This window comes from Stenotrophomonas sp. TWI809, from assembly GCF_039673205.1.
Lineage (GTDB): Bacteria > Pseudomonadota > Gammaproteobacteria > Xanthomonadales > Xanthomonadaceae > Stenotrophomonas.
Window position 1 is genome coordinate 40,040 of sequence record NZ_JBDJLE010000006.1, and the last position, 17,821, is coordinate 57,860.

Genomic DNA, 17,821 nt, shown 5'->3' on the forward strand with positions numbered 1-17,821 from the left:
GCCAGTGGGAGCCACACGGAGAACGCCGGCTTACGCCGGCGTTTTTCGTTGGAGGGCAGGGACTTGCCGGGTTTCATCGTCGGCTGTGCCGACGTTGGCGACCGCTGCAAAGAACGCGCAACGTTCACGACCCCGGTGGGATAAGAGCCGCGGGGCCGGCAGCAACGTCGGCGATCTTCGCGCTTCAGGAGAAACCGATGTCCACCACGACGCAGACCCGCCACCGCCGCCATTGGCTGGTGGCTGTGCTGGCAATTGTCATTCTGTTGCTGGGCGTTGTATTCACCGCGGGGGGCGCCTGGCTCGCCAGCCTCGGTGGTTCCTGGTACTACGTGCTGGCCGGTGTCGGCCTGTTGATCTCCGGCGTACAGCTGTGGCGGGGCCGTTATAGCGGCGCACTGTGGTTCGCGCTGGTGTTCGTCGGCACGTTGTTGTGGACGTGGTGGGAGTCGGGCAGCAATTACTGGCGCTGGGTGCCGCGCCTGGGCCTGATCGTGGCCATCGGCTTCGTGCTGTCGCTGCTGTTGCCCACGCTGGATCGTCCGGTTTCGCGCAAGGTCTCGCGTGGCATCGCCGGCGTGCTCGCGCTGGTGTTCGTCGCCGCCTTCACCCTGGCCTTCGTGCCGCACGGCGTCACGGCCGCGCAGGGCGCGTTTCCCGAACCGATGACCAGCACCGGCCTGACCCCGACCGCCGATGCGCCCCTGCAGCCGGCCGACCGGCCGGTCGATGGCGACTGGGCCGCCTATGGCCGCAACAATGCCGCCACGCGCTTCTCGCCCCTGCAGCAGATCACCCCGGACAACGTCGGCAAGCTTGAACAGGCCTGGTTGTTCCGCACCGGAGATCTGCCGGAGAAGCGCTGGGGCGCGGAAACGACGCCGCTGAAAGTCGGCGACAGCCTGTACCTGTGCACCGCGCGCAACCAGCTGGTCGCGCTCAACGCCGCCGATGGCACCGAGCGCTGGCGCTATGGCCCCAAGGTCAAGGACAAGTCCATTCCCTACACCGCGGCCTGCCGTGGCGTCTCCTACTACGAAGTGCCGGCTACCGCGCAGGACACCGCGCTGAACGATGTCGCCGCCGATCTTGCCGTCCCCAGTGGCGTGCCGGTGCTGACCCAGGTGCCGCGCGGCGCCTGCGCCGCCCGCATCATCGAAGGCACCCTGGATGGTCGACTGATCGCAGTCGATGCCGCGACCGGCAAGCCGTGCACGGGCTTCGGCAACAACGGCCAGGTCGACATCACCGTCGGCATGGGCGACAGCCCCGCCGGCTATGTCTCCATCACCTCACCGCCGGCGATCGTGCAGGGCGTGATCGTGACTGGCCACCAGGTGCTGGATGGCCAGCGCCGCGACGCGCCGTCCGGTGTGATCCAGGCCTACGATGCCGTCACCGGCAAGTTGCGCTGGGCCTGGGACATGGTCCGCCCGGAGCGCAACGGCGCACCGCCGCCGGGTGAGACCTATACCCGCGGCACCCCCAACATGTGGACCACCGCGACCGGCGACGACGCACTCGGCCTGGTCTACCTGCCGATGGGCAACTCGGCCGGCGATTACTGGAGTGGTTCGCGCACCGAAAACGAAAACAGGTACGCCACCTCGCTGGTGGCGATCGACGTCAACACCGGCAAGCCGGCCTGGCACTTCCAGGCGGTGCGCAAGGATGTCTGGGATTACGACATGGGCTCGCAGGCGACCCTGATCGACTACCCAACCGCCGCCGGCAAGGTCCCGGCGCTGCTGCTGCCCACCAAGCAGGGCGATATGTACATCCTCGACCGCCGCACCGGCAAGCTGCTGACCCCGGCCGAAGAGCGCAAGGTGCCCACCGGTGGCGTCGAGCCGGAACAGCGTTCGCCGACCCAGCTGTTCTCGCTGTATCACACGCTGCGCAAGCCGGACCTCACCGAGCGCGACATGTGGGGCATGACCCCGATCGATCAGCTGGTGTGCCGCATCCAGTTCCGTGAAGCCAGCTACGAAGGCTTCTATACCCCGCCGACCGTGGACCGTCATTCCATCGAATATCCCGGCTACAACGGTGGCTCGGACTGGGGCAGCGTTGCCGTGGATCCGCGCCGCGGCGTGATCGTGGCCAACTACAACGACATGCCCAACTACAACCGGCTGGTGCCGCGCGAGAAGGCGGACAAACTGGGTTGGCTGCCCCGCGAGGATGTGACCACCGACAAGGGCGGGGCCGAAGGCGCGGGCGATCCGCAGGTGGGCACGCCGTATGCCATCGACGTCAACGCCGGCTGGCGCCTGCCGTTCACCAAGCTGCTGTGCAAGCAGCCGCCGTACGGCGGCATCCGCGCCGTCGACCTGCGCACCGGCAAGACGCTGTGGGACCGCCCGTTCGGCAGTGCGCGCGGCAATGGGCCCTTCGGCATCCGCTCCGGCCTGCCGATCGAAATCGGTACGCCGAACAATGGGGGCTCGGTAGTGACGGCCAGTGGACTGATCTTCATTGCGGCGGCAACCGATGATCTGCTGCGCGCGATCGATCTGAAGACCGGCAAGGAACTGTGGCATGCCAAGCTTCCCGCGGGCGGCCAGGCCAACCCGATGATCTATGAGTTTGGCGGACGCCAGTACGTGGTCATCATGGCCGGCGGCCACCACTTCATGGAAACCCCGGCAGGCGATTACGTGATCGCCTACGCGCTGCCGAAGGGGTGAGGGGCAGGGCCGCGGTTCGCGCGGCCCGCAATGCCAGTGACACAGCACCGGGCTCTGCCCGGTGGCTGGTCAGGATCGACGCGCTACGCCGGTACCCGCACCATCTTCCGCATCAGATGCGCCACCACACCTGACGGATCGGCGGTGCGGCCCACATGCGTACTCGACATCTGCACCACCGAGCTGCGCTTGGCGGTCAGAAAATGGAAGCGTGCGCGCGCGGGCAATTGCGCGATGGGGCCTGCGTTCGCGTCGCCGCGGCAGATTGCCACGATGGCATCCAGCCACGGCTGCAGGCCCTCGATATCCAGGGCCGGCGCGAAGGCGCGCAGCCGTTCCAGATCCAGCTCGATCGCCGCTTCCAGGTGCTTGGCGCCCGGGCAGGACACGATCACCCCGACGTTGATGAACTCCTCGCGCTCGACGCGGGGCACCACGCGGATCACCGCATAGTCATACGTGTGCAGTGTGGGCACGGACGGCCTCCTGGACAAAGGCGGCGCGGACGCGAAGACGGTGTTGCAGGTAATCGATGTACGCCTGGCGGTAGGCGGTCGGGCTGTCGAAGGCGGGTTCGTCCACGAGCCAGCTGTCCGGCACCAGGCCGACGATGCGCTCGATCTCCGCATCGGGCAGCATCACCGCGAGACCGGCATCGACCTCGGTAATCTGCGTGGCGACAGGCAGCAGTACATGATCGCGGATCAGCACGAAGGGCTTCTTGCAGGCCTCGCCGGCACTGGCCCAATCGTGATGGAAGTACATCGCTGCACCATGGTCGATCAGGTACAGCTTGCGATGCCACACCATCAGGTTGGGATTGCGGGCGGTGCGGTCCACGTTGCTGGTGAACGCATCGAACCACACGATCTTCGAGGCCAGCTCGGCGTCGGGTTGCATCGCTGCCGGGTCGTAGTTGATCGCGCCGGGCAGGTAATCACTGCCCAGGTTCAGGCCTTCGCTGGCACGGATCAGGTCCTGGATCTCCGGGTCCGGCTCGGTCCGCGCGAACTCGCGGTCCAGTTCGACGAACAGGATCTCCGGAATCGGCAGGCCGAGCGTCCGGGCGATTTCACCTGCGATCAGTTCGGCGATCAGGGCCTTGGGCCCTTGGCCGGCGCCGCGGAATTTGAGCACCACCATGCCGTCGTCGTCGGTCTCGACCACGGCGGGCAGGGAGCCGCCTTCGCGCAGCGGGGTGACATATCGGAGGGCGTGCACGGTCCGCACAGCAGGGCACCTGGAAGCAGTTGAACGACAAGGGTACCGCACCGCGATACCGGTCTCGATGGCCGCCTGCGGCAGGCTTTGCCGGATCAGGTGAAAAGCCGCCGGGCATTTCTTCTGGCCCATCTTCGGGAAGGACGGCAGTGCTAGATTCGAGACGTGCCGACCGACGACCCTGCCGTGCCGGCTCCCACCATATCCAAGGGGACACGCATGCTTGCTCGTACGTTCTGGTCCACGGCGTTCACCGTGACAGCCTTCGCCACGCTGGGCACGATGCCCGCCCATGCCAGTGGCTACGCCACACCACCGGAGAGCCTGCTCAAGGTGCTCAAGGCACCGCCGCCGCCGACCCCCAGTGTCGATCCGACCGGCCAGCGCCTGCTGCTGACCACCACGCAGACCTATCCTTCGATCACCCGCGTTGCCCAGCCGTACCTGAAGCTGGCCGGTGTGCGCCTGGAGCCGAAAAACCGCAGCCGCCACGACACCCCGGGTGGCTACGGCATACCACCGTGCGTGGGCGACTTCACCGTGGTGGAGACCGCCACCGGCCGCTCCACCAAGGTGGCGCTGCCCAACGGGTGCGCCGGCATGGCGCAATGGTCGGCCGATGGCCAGCGCTTCGCGTTCCAGAACGTGGCCGATGACAGCGTGCAGCTGTGGGTTGGCGATGCGGCCACCGGCCAGGTCCGCCAGGTGCCGAACGTGGCGCTGAATCCGATCTTCGGCAGCACCGTGCAGTGGCTCGGTGGCAGCCAGCAGTTGCTGGTCAAGCTGGTTCCCGCCAGGCAGGGCCCGGCACCGTCGGCGGACGGTGCGATCGGCCCGGACATCCAGGAGTCGCTGGGGACTGCCGGTGAGAGCAGCACCTATGAGGCCCGCGATACGCTGACCAGTGCCTACGATGAAGCGCTGTTCGCCTATTACGGCCAATCGCAGCTGGCGGTGGTGGATACCGCCTCCAACACGGTGCGTACCGTCGGTGCCCCGGCGCTGTTGGACAGCGTCGGGTCCGCGCCGGATGGCGTGCACGTACTCACCAGGACGCTCAAGGCGCCGTTCTCGCATGCGGTGACCTACCAGCGTTTCGCCAATGACGTGGCGGTGCTGGATATCGCCAGCGGCCGCAGCACGCCGATCGCCAGCCTGCCGCTGGCCGACCGCGTCCCGGTTCACGGCGTACCGGAAGGCCCGCGCGATTTCGATTGGCGCGCGACCGATCCGGCCACGCTGGTGTATGCCGAAGCCTTGGACACAGGCGATTGGAAAGTCACCGTGCCGCAGCGTGACCGCGTGCTGATGCTCAAGGCGCCGTTTACTGCCAAACCGACCGAGATCGCCCGTACCACGCAGCGTTTCGAAGGCCTGGCGTGGACCGCGCAGCCTGACGTCGCTTTCCTGGACGAGAACGACGAGAACCGCCACTGGCGCCAGACCCGCATCGTCAACGTGGACAACCCGAAGCAGGAAGGTCGCCTGCTGTGGGATCTCTCCAGTGATGAGCTGTACGAGGACCCGGGCAATTTCGTGTACCAGCGCCTGCCCACCGGCGCCTACGTGGTGCGCCAGGAAGGCAATAGCGTGTTCCTGCGCGGGCAGGGCGCTTCGCCGCAGGGGGATCGTCCCTTCCTGGATGCCCTCAACCTCGACAGCCTGAAAACCGAGCGCCTGTTCCGCAGCGATGCCGATGCCTATGAGCAGTTCATCGGCTTCAGCGCCGTGCCTGGCCACCTCCTTACGTGGCACCAGTCGGTGACCGATGCACCGAATGCGTTCGTGCGCCTGCTGGGCGAGCGGGTCGCGGCCGCCAGGGCGGGCGAAGCGCAGTTCGTGTCCAAAGCGGACGCACTGACCCACCTGGTGGATCCAACCCCGGAAGTGCGCCAGATCAAGAAGCGCCTGGTCACCTACAAGCGCGCCGACGGCGTGGACCTGTCGTTCACCCTGTACACCCCGCCGGGTTACAAGGAAGGCCAGCGTGTCCCGGCGATTTTGTACGCGTACCCGGCTGACTTCGCCAACGCCGCGCAGGCAGGACAGGTGTCTGGTTCGCAGCAGACGTTCACCCGCCTGGCGCCGTACCGGCTGATGCTGCTGGCCGGCTACGCGATCATCGACAATGCCTCGTTCCCGATCGTCGGCGACCCGAAAACCGCCTACAACACGTATCTGGAACAGCTTGAAGCCGATGCCAAGGCCGCGGTGGACAAGGCGGTGGACCTGGGTGTGGTCGACCGTAACCGGATCGGTGTCACCGGGCACAGCCATGGGGGCCTGATGACCGCCAACCTGATCGCGCATACCGACCTGTTCAAGGCCGGTGTCGCCACCAGTGGGTCGTACAACAAGACGTTCACCCCGTTCGGTTTCCAGAACGAACGCCGCTCGGTCTGGCAAGCGCAGGACGTGTATCTGAAGGCCTCACCGTTCTTCTATGCCGACAAGATCAAGCTGCCGCTGCTGCTGGTCCACGGCGAGGATGACGCCAACCCGGGCACCGAGCCGTTCCAGTCGCGCAAGCTGTTCCAGGCGATCCGCGGCAACGGGGGCACCACCCGCCTGGTGATGCTGCCGCACGAACCGCACTGGTACACCGCGCTGGAATCCAATGAGCAGCTGGTGTCGGAAATGCTGACCTGGTTCGATACCTACGTGAAGAATGCGCCGCCGGCCAAGCACTGAGGTAAGGCATCGGTAGCGCCGTTCATCAGTCAGCTGCGCTTCGCATCAGACCCACGGCCGCCCTCGATGGGCGGCCGTTCTGCGTTCCGGGCGGGTGATGGAATTACACTCGGGGCAGACCACAAGGACGCAGGCATGGATATCCAGTCGTGGGGACCGGCGGGCAGCGGTGTCGTCGGCGCCGTCACCGCACCACGATCCGGGCTGCCAACGCCCTGTTCTTCGTGTGATTACCAGGGGGCGTGGACCGGGGAATGAGGGATCGAATGCAGCAGTCACCACTACAACCCACCGGTACTGCCACGCGGCGTGGGTGCAGCCGCTGGCTGTTCGTCCTGGCAGCGCTGGCGTGCGCCCCGCTCATGGCGGTGGCGCAGACCGCTCCAGCATCCGTTGATTCGGCAACGCAGGATCCCGACCGCCCCCGCACCTGCCTGGTGCTCGGCGGCGGCGGTGCCCGCGGCGCGGCCCACATCGGCGTGCTCAAGGTGCTCGAGCGCGAGCGCGTACCGATCGACTGCATCGTCGGCACCTCGATGGGCGCGGTGGTCGGCGGTCTGTATGCCTCCGGCTACACCGCCGATGAGATCGAGGCGGTGCTGGACCGGATCGACTGGGCCGAGGTGCTGCGCGACAAACCGCCACGCGATGAGCGCAGCATGCGCCGCAAGGAAGATGACCTGCGCCTGCTGGGCGGCGTCGAAGTCGGCCTGAGCAACGGCAAGATCGCGTTCCCGCAGGGCCTGATCCAGGGTCAGAAGCTGGAGATGCTGCTGCGCCGCCTGCTGCTGCCGACCTGGCAGGTGCGCGACTTCGATCATTTGCCGATTCCGTTCCGGGCCATCGCCACCGATATCGTCAGCGGCGAGAAGGTGGTGTTCGCGCAGGGCGACCTGGCGTTGGCCATCCGCGCGAGCATGTCGGTGCCGGGCGTGTTCGCGCCGGTGCGCTATGAGGACCATCTGCTGGTCGATGGTGGTGTGGTCGACAATGTCCCGATCGATGAAGCGCGGCGGCTGGGAGCGCAGCGGTTGATCGTGTCGCGGGTCGGCTCGCCGCTGATGACCGAGGCGCAGCTGGATTCACCGTTGGCGATCAGTCACCAGATGGCCAGCGTACTGATGCAGCGCGAAGTACTGGCGCAGTTGGCCACGCTCGGCCCGCAGGATCTGCTGATCACGCCGCCGCTGGGCGACATGGGCAGCCAGGATTTCAACCGCTCGCCGCAGGCCGTCGGTGTCGGTGAGCAGGCGGCGCAGGCTGAGGTCGCGGCGGTTCGTCGATTCCAGGTGGACGATACTCGCTACGCCGCCTTCCAGCGCCAGCATCGGCCGCCGGCGTATGAAACGCCGATCGTGGCCTTCATCGATGTGCTGCGCGATAAGACACGTACCGCACGCTATATCGAGCAGCGGCTGCAGCCGGAGGTCGGCCAGCCGCTGGCGCCGGACCGCGTGGAGCAGAAGGTGGCCACGGCCTACGGCGAAGGTCGCTACCAGCAGGTGCAGTGGCGGCTGGAGGAGCGCGACGGGCAGCAGGGCCTGGTGCTCGCACCGCAGGACAAACGCTGGGGCCCGGATTTCCTGCACTTCGCGCTGCGCCTGTCCGACGACTTCGACGGCAGCAGCAATTACCAGCTGATCACCGAGCTGACCCGGACCGGCCTCAGCGAGCAGGGCGCCGAGCTCAAGCTGCGCCTGGGGCTGGGCGAAGTGGAAGAGGCGTTCGCCGAGTACTACCGGCCGTTCGGCAGTAGTGGCCGGCATGCACTGTCCACCTATGCCAAGTACCGCGCCACCAATCTGGACCTGGCGCTGATGCGCGGCGGCGCACTCGCCGAGTTCCGTTACAGCCAGTGGCTGGGTGGACTGCGCTGGGCATATTCGCCACATCCGGACTGGGAAATCGCGCTGTTCGGCGAGCGCGGCCGTGAGCGCCTGCGCCTGGACGTCGGCAACCCGACCGAGCTGGGCAATTACCGCGCGGACATGGGCAGCGTCGGCTGGCAGCTGCGCCACGATTCGATCGACAGCTCGGCCTTCCCCAGTCGCGGCCAACGCGTGTCACTGACGCGCCAGCACTATCTCGATGCGCTCGGCACCGACAATTCGGCGGCGGTGACGCGGGTGCAGTGGGATGGGGCATGGGCGCACGGTCACAACCGCTGGCTGGGGGGCCTGCGCGCCTCCTCGGCACACGGCGGCGATGATCTGCTGGCCACCTATGGCTTCCTGGGCGGGTTGGGCAATCTGTCCGGGTACCCGGAAGAATCCATCTTCGCGCCGCAGACCGCGCTGGCCCGGGTGGTGTATTACCGTCGCGTCGCGCACGCCGACTCTCTGCTCACCATCCCGCTGTACGTCGGCGGCAGTGTGGAGTGGGGCGGATTCTGGCAGCGCCGTGAGGATGTCAGCCTTGATGGCATGCAGACCGCGGGCAGCGTGTTCGTCGGTGCCGATACGTTCCTTGGGCCGGTGTTCCTGGGGTATGGGCGCGCGCAGGGTGGACACGACTCGTTCTATTTGACCTTCGGCTCATTGCTGCGGACGCTGGATGGGTTCTGAGCTGACAGGCGCAGTGACGTCCCGCAGCGCGCCCCGCGCTTTATCCTGTGCAGCCGCACCCATGATGTGATGCCGATGAAACCGATGTTCCTGTCATTGTTGCTGCTGCTGTTCGCCGGCCACGTGCATGCCGCTGATGCACCGTCGTTGCCCGCAGCCTGGACGCAGATCGGTATTACCGTCGGCATGCCGTACGCGCAGGCCAAGGCATTGCTGCTCACAGCGGGCTGGATCGCCGGTGCGCCGGACAATGAGGGTGACCCCGTCTTCGCCGCGCATCCCGAGGTGGATTGCGGGCAGGGCTGGGACGCGATCTGCTCGGCAGGCTTCCATCGTGGAAACGAGGCTTACGGGTTGGTGCTCACACCGACCGATGACGACAAACTGCTGGTGCAAGGCATCTTCTGAAAGGAGCTGATACGGATGTCGCACCGAAACGTGGTGGTGTTCGATTTCGACTTGACGCTGACCCGCTGGGAAACGGCAAGCCGGTTCTTCAAATGTCTGCTGCGACGCCAGCCATGGCGGATTGCCGGTGTGGTGCTCGCGCTGCCGGTGCTGGCGCCACTGTGGGCATTGCCGCGCACGCGACACCTCCCGGTACGCTTTGCCGTGTGGATGGCGACGTTCGGACGCAGCCACGAGACACTGGCCAGGCTCGCCGTGGCACATGCCGATGAGGTGTTCGCCGGGCCTGACCCTGTATTCCTGCCCCAGGGCGTGGAGCGACTGCGCCACCATCTTGCCCAAGGCGACGAGGTTGTCATCGCCACCGGCTGCTGGGAGCCGTTGGCGCGTGCGTTGCTGGAACGCGAAGGTCTGAAGGACGTACCGCTGGTCGCCTCGACCCTGCGGCCGTGTGTCGGCGGTTGGGTCAGCGAAAAACACTGTCTTGGCGCCAACAAGATTCCCATGCTGACCGAGCGCGGTTATCCGCCACCGTGGCGCACGGCCTACACCGATCATCGCGCGGACCTGCCGCTACTGCGCAACAGCGAGCAGTGGTATCTGGTCAGCCCGGGGGAGAAGTGCCTGCGCCTGATCGAACAGACGATGATGACCAAGGCGCAGATCCTTCCCTGGCGCAACGCCTGAGCGCTCCCGTCACTGCGCGACCAGCGCGAGCCTCAGTCCTCTTTCATCGCCACTTCCGCCGCGAGCAACGCCTGCGCGGCCTTGCTCAGTTCCGGCGAAGGCACGATGGGCGCGCCGATGGCCTCCATCATCTGATCGGTGGAGACGAACCGGCGATGCCGGCGGTCGTAGATGCCGGTGATCAGCAGGGCACGCGTGGCGACCTTTTCCTCCTCGCCGATCAGCACCCGCTGCTCCATGATGATGCGCGTGCCGACCCAGCCGGCCAAACGGGTTTCCAGCACGAAGCGCTGGAACGGCTTGAGCTCCCGCCGGAACTGGATGCTGCCTCCGCTGACGATCGGGGCCCACTTGGAGCGCCATGCCACCCGGCCCAGGCCCATCCGGAACACCAGATCCAGCCGGCCCAGGTCGAAGATCGTCCAATAGCGGCCGTTGGTCATGTGCAGGTTGCTGTCGATGTCGTTGGGCAGCACCCGGAAGTTCAAGCGCGACACCGCGAACGGCGCGCTCAGCTTCGGGCGGAATGGCGAGGACAGCAGCAGGAACAGGAGGCGGAACCAGAGATTCATGGGCAGGGACGCTCATCTATAACAGGTGTCATAATCGAAATACGCTAATCTATGACACTCGTCTTAGCAAGGAGTCCGGCTCATGAGTGCACGTCATTCCGATGCACCGCAGCGCGTCGTGGCGGCGGCCGCGGAAATGCTGGCCACCTACGGACTCAATGCCTCCAGCGTCCGTGAGGTCGCCAGGCGCGCGCAGGCGCCGTTCGGCTCCACCTACCACCACTTCCCCGGCGGCAAGCAGCAGGTCCTGGCCGAAGCCACGACCTTGGCGGGCACCAAGGTGGATGCGCTGCTCGATACCTGCCTGCAGGGAGCGGCCCCCGACGGGCTGTACCTGTTCCTGGCAGCGTGGCGCGAACGCTTGATCCGTTCGGATTTCCACGTGGGGTGCCCGGTGCTTGCGGCGGCGGTCGAAGAGCCGATCGACGATGCCCCCGACGATGCACGGCGGGCCGCGGCCGAGGTATTTGCGCGCTGGGAAGCCCGTCTGACCGAAGCGCTGGCCCGCGGTGGCCGCTCGCCCGAGCAGGCCAACGGCATTGCCACCATGATCATCGCCAGCATCGAGGGTGCGGTGGCGATGAGCCGGGCCACGCGCGACATCGGCCCATTCGATCGCGTCGCAGCGCAGCTTGTTTCCCTGGTCGCCGATCGCTGAGACTGTCGGCCTGCCGCAACCGGAGTGCCGCGCTTTGACCGCCTTGATCCGTTCCACCGTGTTCGCCGCGACGCTCGCCGCGTGCGCCCTGCATCCGAGTGCGCACGCGCAGGAATCACCTGCGACCAATCCGCTGTATCGGGTGCCTGCCGAGCAGGCAACGCCCGCGCAGATCACGGAGATGCAGCAGCGCCTGCTGGACTGGCCGCAGCTGCAGCGCTACCGCGGCGAGAACGCCGCATTGGCACCGGTCGCGCCGGGGACGAAGCGCGTGGTGTTCTACGGTGACTCGATCACCGAAGGTTGGGGACCGACCGGCAGCGAGCGTTTCTTCCCGGGCAAGCCGTACGTCAACCGCGGTATTTCCGGGCAGACCACAGCGCAGATGCTGCTGCGCTTCCAGCAGGACGTCATCGCGCTGAAACCGGCGCTGGTGGTGATCCTCGCTGGCACGAACGATATCGCCGGCAATACCGGGCCGACCACGCAGACGATGATCGAAGACAACCTGCACGCGATGGTGGAACTGGCGCAGGCGCACAACATCCGCATCGTGCTGGCCTCGGTGCTGCCCGTCAGCGATTACCCGTGGCAACCCGGCGTGCAGCCCGCGGGCAAAGTGACGGCGCTCAATCGGGCGTTGCGTGCTTACGCGGAGGAGCAGGGTCTGGTCTATCTGGATTACCACACGGCCATGACCAACAAAGACGGCGGTCTCGACCCGGAACTGGCCGCCGATGGCGTGCATCCCACGCCGGCCGGTTACGCGAAGATGGTGCCGTTGGCCGAAGCGGCGATCGCGCGGGCGCAGGCGCGTTGACGATGAACAATCCCTACTCGGTGGCGGCACGAGCCGCGCTCCCGCCTGCTTCGCGCGGCTACGGCCTGCTGGCGGTGGGCGTGCTGAGCAGTGGCTTGACCGCGATCGTGATGACCGCCATCGGGTTCTTCGTGGTGCCGCAGTTCCAGGAGGTGTTCACCAGCTTCGGCGTGGCGCTGCCGTGGCTCACGCGCGCGCTGATCCACGGGTATGGCTGGGCCTGGATCGCACCGATGCTGGTGCTGCTGCAGTGGTTTCGCGGTCCAGGCGGTCTGTATCGCCCCCACTTGGCGGCCGTGCTGGGCGTGCTGTCGATGCTGGCTGGCGCGCTGGTGACTGTGTTCGGGCTGTATCTGCCGATGTTCCAGATCGGTGCGGTGGTCTGACTGCCGCCTGCGGCCGGCCGGTCAAGACCGCTGAATACGGTCGGCTGGTCCGGCAATACGCGTCGGCTTGATCCAGGTCATGTGGCCGGGCTGCGCCAGGTCGACACCCTCGGCGATGATCTGCTCAGCATCAATTCGCTGATCTACCTCGGCGCCTGCCTGAGCGCGTATTGGGCGCTGCGCACCCGCCGGCGCAAGCGCAACCAGTTCCTGGAAGGCCTGGCGGATTGGCTGTTCCTGATCGGCCTGGCGGTCAGCGCGGTCGCCACCGGTTTCATCACCTGGGCCATTACTGGCACCTAGGCGGCTGCGGGCGCAGCGGCGATATGGGGCGTGCGGCGCGTGACAGCGTCCTATCGGGCGCAGACTGAATGCTTCAGTCCGGATGCGCGGTACGGTCATGGGCAAACAGAACAAACCAGTAGAAATACTGGCCCCTGGATATTGCGCAACCGGGCCACTCAAAACAGTATGAATCGGCCATCGCAGCATCGCAGGAGACCCACGATCATGCGCATCATCGCTGGCACGCCGTCGGCGCGTTGCTGGGCGTGTTGTTCCTGTCCAGTGGCCCCGGAGTGCTTCCCGGGTGTGCTCGCCGCTGCACACCTGCAGGAGCTGGAGCGGCTCGTCGAACACACCGCGCCGGTGCATGCCGGCGGTCTGCTGTTCCGGCAGGGCGATCCGTTCCAGTACATCACGGTCATCCGCCTCGGCATGGTCAAGACGTACGCCGTCGATCGCGACGGGCGCGAGCAGACGCTCGGCTTCCATATGCCGGGGGATTTCATCGGTCTCAGCGCCATCGACGAGCAACGCTATCCCTGCAATGCGATCGCACTCGACACCGTGACCCTGTGCCGATTGCCGTTCCATGAGATTGCCGAACTGGCCACACGCATGCCATCGCTGCAGGCCAAACTGTTTCGGTTGATGAGCCGGGATATCGCGCGCGCCACGCAGCTGGCCTGCAACAGCATGGCCGACGAGCGGCTGGCCGCGTTCCTGATCGACATGGCCGACCGCATGGCGGCGCGGGGTTACGCCGCGAACCGCTGGCAGCTCACCATGTCGCGGATGGATATCGCCAGCTACCTGCGCTTGGCACCGGAGACGCTCAGCCGCTTGCTGCGTCGCTTCCAGGCCGAAGGGCTGGTGACTGTAGAGGGGCGCGATGTGGAAGTCCGCGGCCGCGACCGTCTGCAGGCAATGGCGGCCGCCGACCCCATGCGGCGGAGCGCTGCAGTCGGCGTGCAGGTCCGCAACCAGGCGGCCTAGCGCGGCATGCCGCACGGCCCTAGGCGCTCAGTCAAAGCGCCAGCGCACCCCGGCATACACACCGCGCCCATCACCCGGCGTGGAACGCGCGACATCCTTGCCCGCATCGTCGTAGCCCGGGGTCACCGTGGCGGCATAGTGGCGGTCGCTCAGGTTGCGCAGTTCCGCCCAGGCCTGCCAGCGGCCACCGGGGGCGTCGTAGCCGATGCGGGTGCCGAAGATCACGTGGCTGTCGGCGGCCATGCTGTTGGCATAGTCGACGAACATTTTCGACGCGTACTCGGTGTTCAGCCCGGCGTAGAAGCCGGCCGGGTGATCGTAGCGCAGCTCGGCCTGATAGTAGTGGCGCGGCAGGCCGGGCAGGCGGTTGCTACCGAAGCGTGCATCATCGCGGTAGCGGAAGTCGCTGAAGGTGTAGGCCTGGCGCAATGACAGCCGCCCGCCGACGCCCTGCCACAGCGCACTGTCCAGGCCGGCTTCGATGCCACGGTGCACGGTCGGGCTGGCGTTGGATTCGGCGATGAACAGGTTCGGCACCGGTTGCACTTCCACGGTGAGCAGTTCGTGGTTGAGGCGCACGTAATAGCCGGTCAGCTCCCAGCGGCCGAGCGCGCTGTCGCCGCGCGCGCCGAGTTCCAGCGTGGTCGCGGTCTGGTTGTCCAGTTCCACCGGCGCGCGCTGGCGGCCGGTGGAGGCACCGTTGCCGGCGGCGAAGTACTGGTTCGATCCCCAGATCATCGACCACGGATGCGCCGGTTCCAGCGAGCGGCTCAGGTTGCCGAACCATTGCGTCTGCGGGGTCTGCTGCCAGGTGAAGCCCAGCCGCGGCGCGTAATCCCACTGGCGCTCGGACAGTTTCTCCGGCGTCGCCGGCCAAGTGACTTGCACATCGCGGCGGGTGTGGATCAATGCCATGCCGGTCTGCAGGCGCAGCGTGTCGCTCAGCGCCAGATCATTGCCGACGTGCAGCACGCTGTCGGTGCCGTAATGCTCAAAGTCGCGGGTGTGCGTGCCGGCCGCGTACCCGTTGCTGGCGAAGCGCAGGGTCTCGCGCACGTTGGCATCCAGATCGAGGGTCACGCGCAGTCCGATCGTGGTCACGCTGTCATGCCCGAACAGCGCGTGCCGGCGGCGGTAGTCGAGCGTGCCGTTGAGGTTGGCGTAGTCCAGCTGCTGGCGGTACAGGCTCTCGTTCAAGTCCATCGGGTACTTGTGATACACGAGGCCGGCCTGCAGCGACGCATCTTCATCGATGGTGTAGGTGGTGGTGTTGCCGATCCAGGTGCTGCCCGGCTGCGGGCGGCGCGCGTCGATCGCCAAGTTGGCCGGATTGGCAGCGCGGGGATCGTTGCGGATCTGCGCGCGGGTCAGGCGCCCCGGGGTTTCGTGATCGGTCTCGCGGTAGCGCAGGAAGAAGCGCGTCTCCAGATCCGGCGTGAGCTGCCAGCCGACGTTGGCCACCGCACCCTTGCCCTTGCCGGCGGCGTGCTGCTGATAGCCGTCGTACTCGGTGTCGGTGTAGGCGATGAAGTAATCGACCGCGTCCTGCACGCCACCCAGGCTGATCCCGCGCTTCTGGTACCCGCGTGCGCCGGCTTCGTAGTGCAGCTCCAGCCCCGGCGTATCGCGGCCGCTGCGGGTGATGTAGTTGATCGCACCGCCCAAGGCCAACGCGCCGCGCTCGAACCCGTTGGCACCGCGCAGGACCTCCACGCGGCTCAGCCACAGCGGCTCCAGCAGCTCGTACGGCGTGCCACCCGGGCCGGTCAGCGGCAGACCATCCAGCGAGACCGACAGGCCGGAGGCATGCGCACCCGGCGCCCGGTTGAGGCCCGAACCGCGGATGGAGACCTTGACGCCTTCATTGCCGGCGCTCTGCGCACTGATGCCGGGCTGGTAGGCCAGCACATCGGCGGTGCCGGCGACGCGGCCCTGGCCGACCTGCGCCAGATCCACCACGTTGCCCGCGCCGGGGACCCGGTCCAGCGCACGGCGCACCGCCTCGGTGGCATCGGCGGCGGTGACGTTCACCGCATCCAGGGTGACCGCCTGACCGGCGGGCGCGGCATGGGCGACGTTGGTGGCGGCAAGGCTGGCCAGCAAGGCAGCGGCGAGCAGGGACAGGGCAGGGACGGCGGAGCGATTCGGGAGGGCAGTCATTCGTGCGCGGTATCAGTGCGGACAGCGCCCACGTCGCCGTGGCACCCTGTCAACTTTATGTTGGGCGCGCAAGTTAACAGGATGTGGGGGCGTTCGTCACCCTTGTGGGGCGTATGGGTGACGAACGCCGACGGCGGGATGTCCGTAGTGCCGGCCGCTGGCCGGCTCGCCAGGATCTACGCGATCCCGTCGCGTGAGACCCATGATCGCGTGGTTGCCGGCCCGCGGCCGGCATTACCGGGCCGCTGCCAGCGCTTTCGACTTGGCGTACAGCCGTTCGGCCTGCTTCGCGTCGCCCAAGGCGGCATACGTTTCTGCCAGGCTGTCCCAGGCATTGGCCGAGCGCGGGAACAGCGTCGCGTTGAAGGCGAACAGCGGCAGCGCGGTGGCATGGCCCAGGTTCTCGGCCACCGCGTAGCCCACGCGGTTGATGTCCTGCTCCAGCATCGGCTGATCACCGCGCCCGGTAGTGATGAGCCACTGTTTCAACGCGGTTGTGCGTGCGGCCGTCTGCGGCTCCAGTGCGTAGGTGATCAGCCTTTCCGACAAGGCCTCGCGAGGGAACTGCATCGGGGCCACCACCGCCATGGTGCTGTCCACCAGCGTGCGCGACCACACATTCGTCGCACTGCCGTTGGTGAGGTAGATAAAGCTGTAGGTATCCCCGCCCAAGCCGTCCAGGAAGGCTATCCGTGCACGTACCCGCGTGCCACCGTCATGCCCCACGAAGCGGTACTCGCCGCTTTCTTCGAATTCCCAACCCGTGGAGAAGCCGCTGCGCCGTCCGTTGTCCAGCAACTGTGGCTGCCACAGCTGCTGCAGCGTGGCACGCCCCACCAGCTCACCGCGGGTCAGGGCCATCAGGAAGCGGTCCAGATCACCGACGGTGGTATGCAGTGCGGCATGCCCGTAGGCATAGGATGGCCAGGCGATGTCGTCTTCGCGCTGCAGGGCGCCCTGTTTGCCGATATAGGCGATGGCAATGGCGTGCGGCACATCCGTTGCCGGGCCCAGCGAGGTGTGCGTCATCGACAGCGGACGAAGCACGCGGTCTTGGACGATCTGCGCATAGGGCTGCTGGTACTGCGCTTCCAACAGCGCGGTGAGGACCAGATAGTTTGTCTGCGCATACCGATTGGCAGTGCCCGGCGTGAACTGCAGTGGTGCGCCGGCGAGTGCCTTGAACACCTCCGCCGCCGTGGTCGGGAAGCGGTTGCCCTGCGAGGTGATCACCTCACCTTCCCGATACTGGAAGTACTCGGGAACGCCGGACGCATGGTTGAGGAACTGCCGCACGGTGATCGCCTGCCAGGGCTCGGGCAGATCGGGAAGATAGCGGCTGGCCGGTGCATCCAGCTCGACCCTGCCGGCCTCCACCCGTTGCATGACCAGAGCGCTGACCAGCAGTTTGGCCAGGGAGTAAGCATTGAACACCGTTTCGGCGGTCACCGCCCGATGCGTGGTGACGTCGGCCTCTCCGGCGACGGCCTGCGCGAGAAGCGCGCCGTTGTGCCGTATCAGTACTGCCTGGCCGGCGATGCCATAGCGCTCCGCGTTGGCATGGAGCTGCCGGGAGATCCGGGCGTCTAACTCCGCGGCGCGCACAGTGCCGGACGGCGTCGATACCGCGAGCAGCAGGACCGCGACAAAGGCGAAACGACGCATTGCGGGCATCCTCGTGGGTGA

General features: G+C 66.8%; 15 protein-coding genes. 10 read left to right on the top strand and 5 right to left on the bottom strand.

What is annotated here, in order from left to right:
- The first annotated feature begins 197 nt into the window (after positions 1 to 197).
- Complete coding sequence (locus tag ABE472_RS06610; RefSeq protein WP_346465918.1) at positions 198 to 2,690, top strand: membrane-bound PQQ-dependent dehydrogenase, glucose/quinate/shikimate family; 2,493 nt, start codon at positions 198 to 200, stop codon at positions 2,688 to 2,690.
- A gap of 83 nt (positions 2,691 to 2,773) precedes the next feature.
- Here the strand turns inward: ABE472_RS06610 and ABE472_RS06615 are convergent, their stop codons facing one another.
- Both ABE472_RS06615 and ABE472_RS06620 read right to left on the bottom strand, forming a co-directional pair.
- On the bottom strand, positions 2,774 to 3,166 hold the full coding sequence (locus tag ABE472_RS06615; protein ID WP_313210715.1) for a DUF3037 domain-containing protein: 393 nt from the start codon (positions 3,164 to 3,166) through the stop codon (positions 2,774 to 2,776).
- Positions 3,144 to 3,920 carry a HipA family kinase gene (locus tag ABE472_RS06620; protein ID WP_346465919.1) on the bottom strand — a complete coding sequence of 259 codons (777 nt, stop codon included), beginning with the start codon at positions 3,918 to 3,920 and terminating at the stop codon, positions 3,144 to 3,146. The genes ABE472_RS06615 and ABE472_RS06620 overlap by 23 nt, the downstream gene beginning before the upstream one ends.
- Before the next feature lie 273 nt (positions 3,921 to 4,193).
- Between ABE472_RS06620 and ABE472_RS06625 the strand changes: the two genes are divergently transcribed.
- The 4 genes from ABE472_RS06625 to ABE472_RS06640 all read left to right on the top strand — a co-directional run bounded on the left by ABE472_RS06625 (position 4,194) and on the right by ABE472_RS06640 (position 10,261).
- Positions 4,194 to 6,602: a prolyl oligopeptidase family serine peptidase gene (locus ABE472_RS06625; RefSeq protein WP_346465963.1), complete on the top strand. Its 2,409-nt coding sequence runs from the start codon at positions 4,194 to 4,196 to the stop codon at positions 6,600 to 6,602.
- A 266-nt stretch (positions 6,603 to 6,868) separates the two neighbouring features.
- Complete coding sequence (locus ABE472_RS06630; protein ID WP_346465920.1) at positions 6,869 to 9,166, top strand: patatin-like phospholipase family protein; 2,298 nt, start codon at positions 6,869 to 6,871, stop codon at positions 9,164 to 9,166.
- A 96-nt stretch (positions 9,167 to 9,262) separates the two neighbouring features.
- Positions 9,263 to 9,574: a hypothetical protein gene (locus ABE472_RS06635; protein ID WP_346465921.1), complete on the top strand. Its 312-nt coding sequence runs from the start codon at positions 9,263 to 9,265 to the stop codon at positions 9,572 to 9,574.
- 15 nt (positions 9,575 to 9,589) lie between these two features.
- On the top strand, positions 9,590 to 10,261 hold the full coding sequence (locus ABE472_RS06640) for an HAD family hydrolase (protein ID WP_346465922.1): 672 nt from the start codon (positions 9,590 to 9,592) through the stop codon (positions 10,259 to 10,261).
- Positions 10,262 to 10,293: 32 nt separating this feature from the next.
- On the opposite strand, the gene ABE472_RS06645 is transcribed toward ABE472_RS06640, so the two are convergent.
- Complete coding sequence (locus tag ABE472_RS06645; protein ID WP_313210727.1) at positions 10,294 to 10,833, bottom strand: thioesterase family protein; 540 nt, start codon at positions 10,831 to 10,833, stop codon at positions 10,294 to 10,296.
- Positions 10,834 to 10,915: 82 nt separating this feature from the next.
- On the opposite strand from ABE472_RS06645, the gene ABE472_RS06650 reads away from it, so the two are divergent.
- The 5 genes from ABE472_RS06650 (at position 10,916) to ABE472_RS06670 (ending at position 13,975) form a co-directional block, all read left to right on the top strand.
- The gene (locus ABE472_RS06650; protein WP_313210729.1) at positions 10,916 to 11,491 is read left to right on the top strand and encodes a TetR/AcrR family transcriptional regulator; all 576 of its coding nucleotides are present in this window, start codon (positions 10,916 to 10,918) and stop codon (positions 11,489 to 11,491) included.
- 133 nt (positions 11,492 to 11,624) lie between these two features.
- Positions 11,625 to 12,311: an SGNH/GDSL hydrolase family protein gene (locus ABE472_RS06655; RefSeq protein WP_346465964.1), complete on the top strand. Its 687-nt coding sequence runs from the start codon at positions 11,625 to 11,627 to the stop codon at positions 12,309 to 12,311.
- 2 nt (positions 12,312 to 12,313) lie between these two features.
- Positions 12,314 to 12,697 carry a hypothetical protein gene (locus ABE472_RS06660; protein WP_313218769.1) on the top strand — a complete coding sequence of 128 codons (384 nt, stop codon included), beginning with the start codon at positions 12,314 to 12,316 and terminating at the stop codon, positions 12,695 to 12,697.
- An 81-nt stretch (positions 12,698 to 12,778) separates the two neighbouring features.
- Entirely contained in the window at positions 12,779 to 13,000 is a 222-nt protein-coding gene (locus ABE472_RS06665) for a hypothetical protein (protein WP_313210733.1), read from the top strand.
- Between the two features lie 207 nt (positions 13,001 to 13,207).
- On the top strand, positions 13,208 to 13,975 hold the full coding sequence (locus ABE472_RS06670; protein WP_346465923.1) for a cyclic nucleotide-binding domain-containing protein: 768 nt from the start codon (positions 13,208 to 13,210) through the stop codon (positions 13,973 to 13,975).
- Between the two features lie 27 nt (positions 13,976 to 14,002).
- Here the strand turns inward: ABE472_RS06670 and ABE472_RS06675 are convergent, their stop codons facing one another.
- Positions 14,003 to 16,135 carry a TonB-dependent receptor gene (locus ABE472_RS06675; RefSeq protein WP_346465924.1) on the bottom strand — a complete coding sequence of 711 codons (2,133 nt, stop codon included), beginning with the start codon at positions 16,133 to 16,135 and terminating at the stop codon, positions 14,003 to 14,005.
- 234 nt (positions 16,136 to 16,369) lie between these two features.
- A complete protein-coding gene (locus tag ABE472_RS06680; RefSeq protein ID WP_346465925.1) occupies positions 16,370 to 17,800 on the bottom strand; it encodes a serine hydrolase domain-containing protein in 1,431 nt (476 codons plus the stop codon).
- Positions 17,801 to 17,821 lie beyond the last annotated feature (21 nt).

Bases quoted from the DNA above. Each gene is read 5' to 3' on its own strand.
- ABE472_RS06610 (WP_346465918.1), top strand. From the start codon at position 198: ATGTCCACCACGACGCAGACCCGCCACCGCCGCCATTGGCTGGTGGCT.
- ABE472_RS06625 (WP_346465963.1), top strand. From the start codon at position 4,194: ATGCCCGCCCATGCCAGTGGCTACGCCACACCACCGGAGAGCCTGCTC.
- ABE472_RS06630 (WP_346465920.1), top strand. From the start codon at position 6,869: ATGCAGCAGTCACCACTACAACCCACCGGTACTGCCACGCGGCGTGGG.
- ABE472_RS06640 (WP_346465922.1), top strand. From the start codon at position 9,590: ATGTCGCACCGAAACGTGGTGGTGTTCGATTTCGACTTGACGCTGACC.
- ABE472_RS06645 (WP_313210727.1), bottom strand. From the start codon at position 10,833: ATGAATCTCTGGTTCCGCCTCCTGTTCCTGCTGCTGTCCTCGCCATTC.
- ABE472_RS06650 (WP_313210729.1), top strand. From the start codon at position 10,916: ATGAGTGCACGTCATTCCGATGCACCGCAGCGCGTCGTGGCGGCGGCC.
- ABE472_RS06660 (WP_313218769.1), top strand. From the start codon at position 12,314: ATGAACAATCCCTACTCGGTGGCGGCACGAGCCGCGCTCCCGCCTGCT.
- ABE472_RS06670 (WP_346465923.1), top strand. From the start codon at position 13,208: ATGCGCATCATCGCTGGCACGCCGTCGGCGCGTTGCTGGGCGTGTTGT.
- ABE472_RS06675 (WP_346465924.1), bottom strand. From the start codon at position 16,135: ATGACTGCCCTCCCGAATCGCTCCGCCGTCCCTGCCCTGTCCCTGCTC.
- ABE472_RS06680 (WP_346465925.1), bottom strand. From the start codon at position 17,800: ATGCGTCGTTTCGCCTTTGTCGCGGTCCTGCTGCTCGCGGTATCGACG.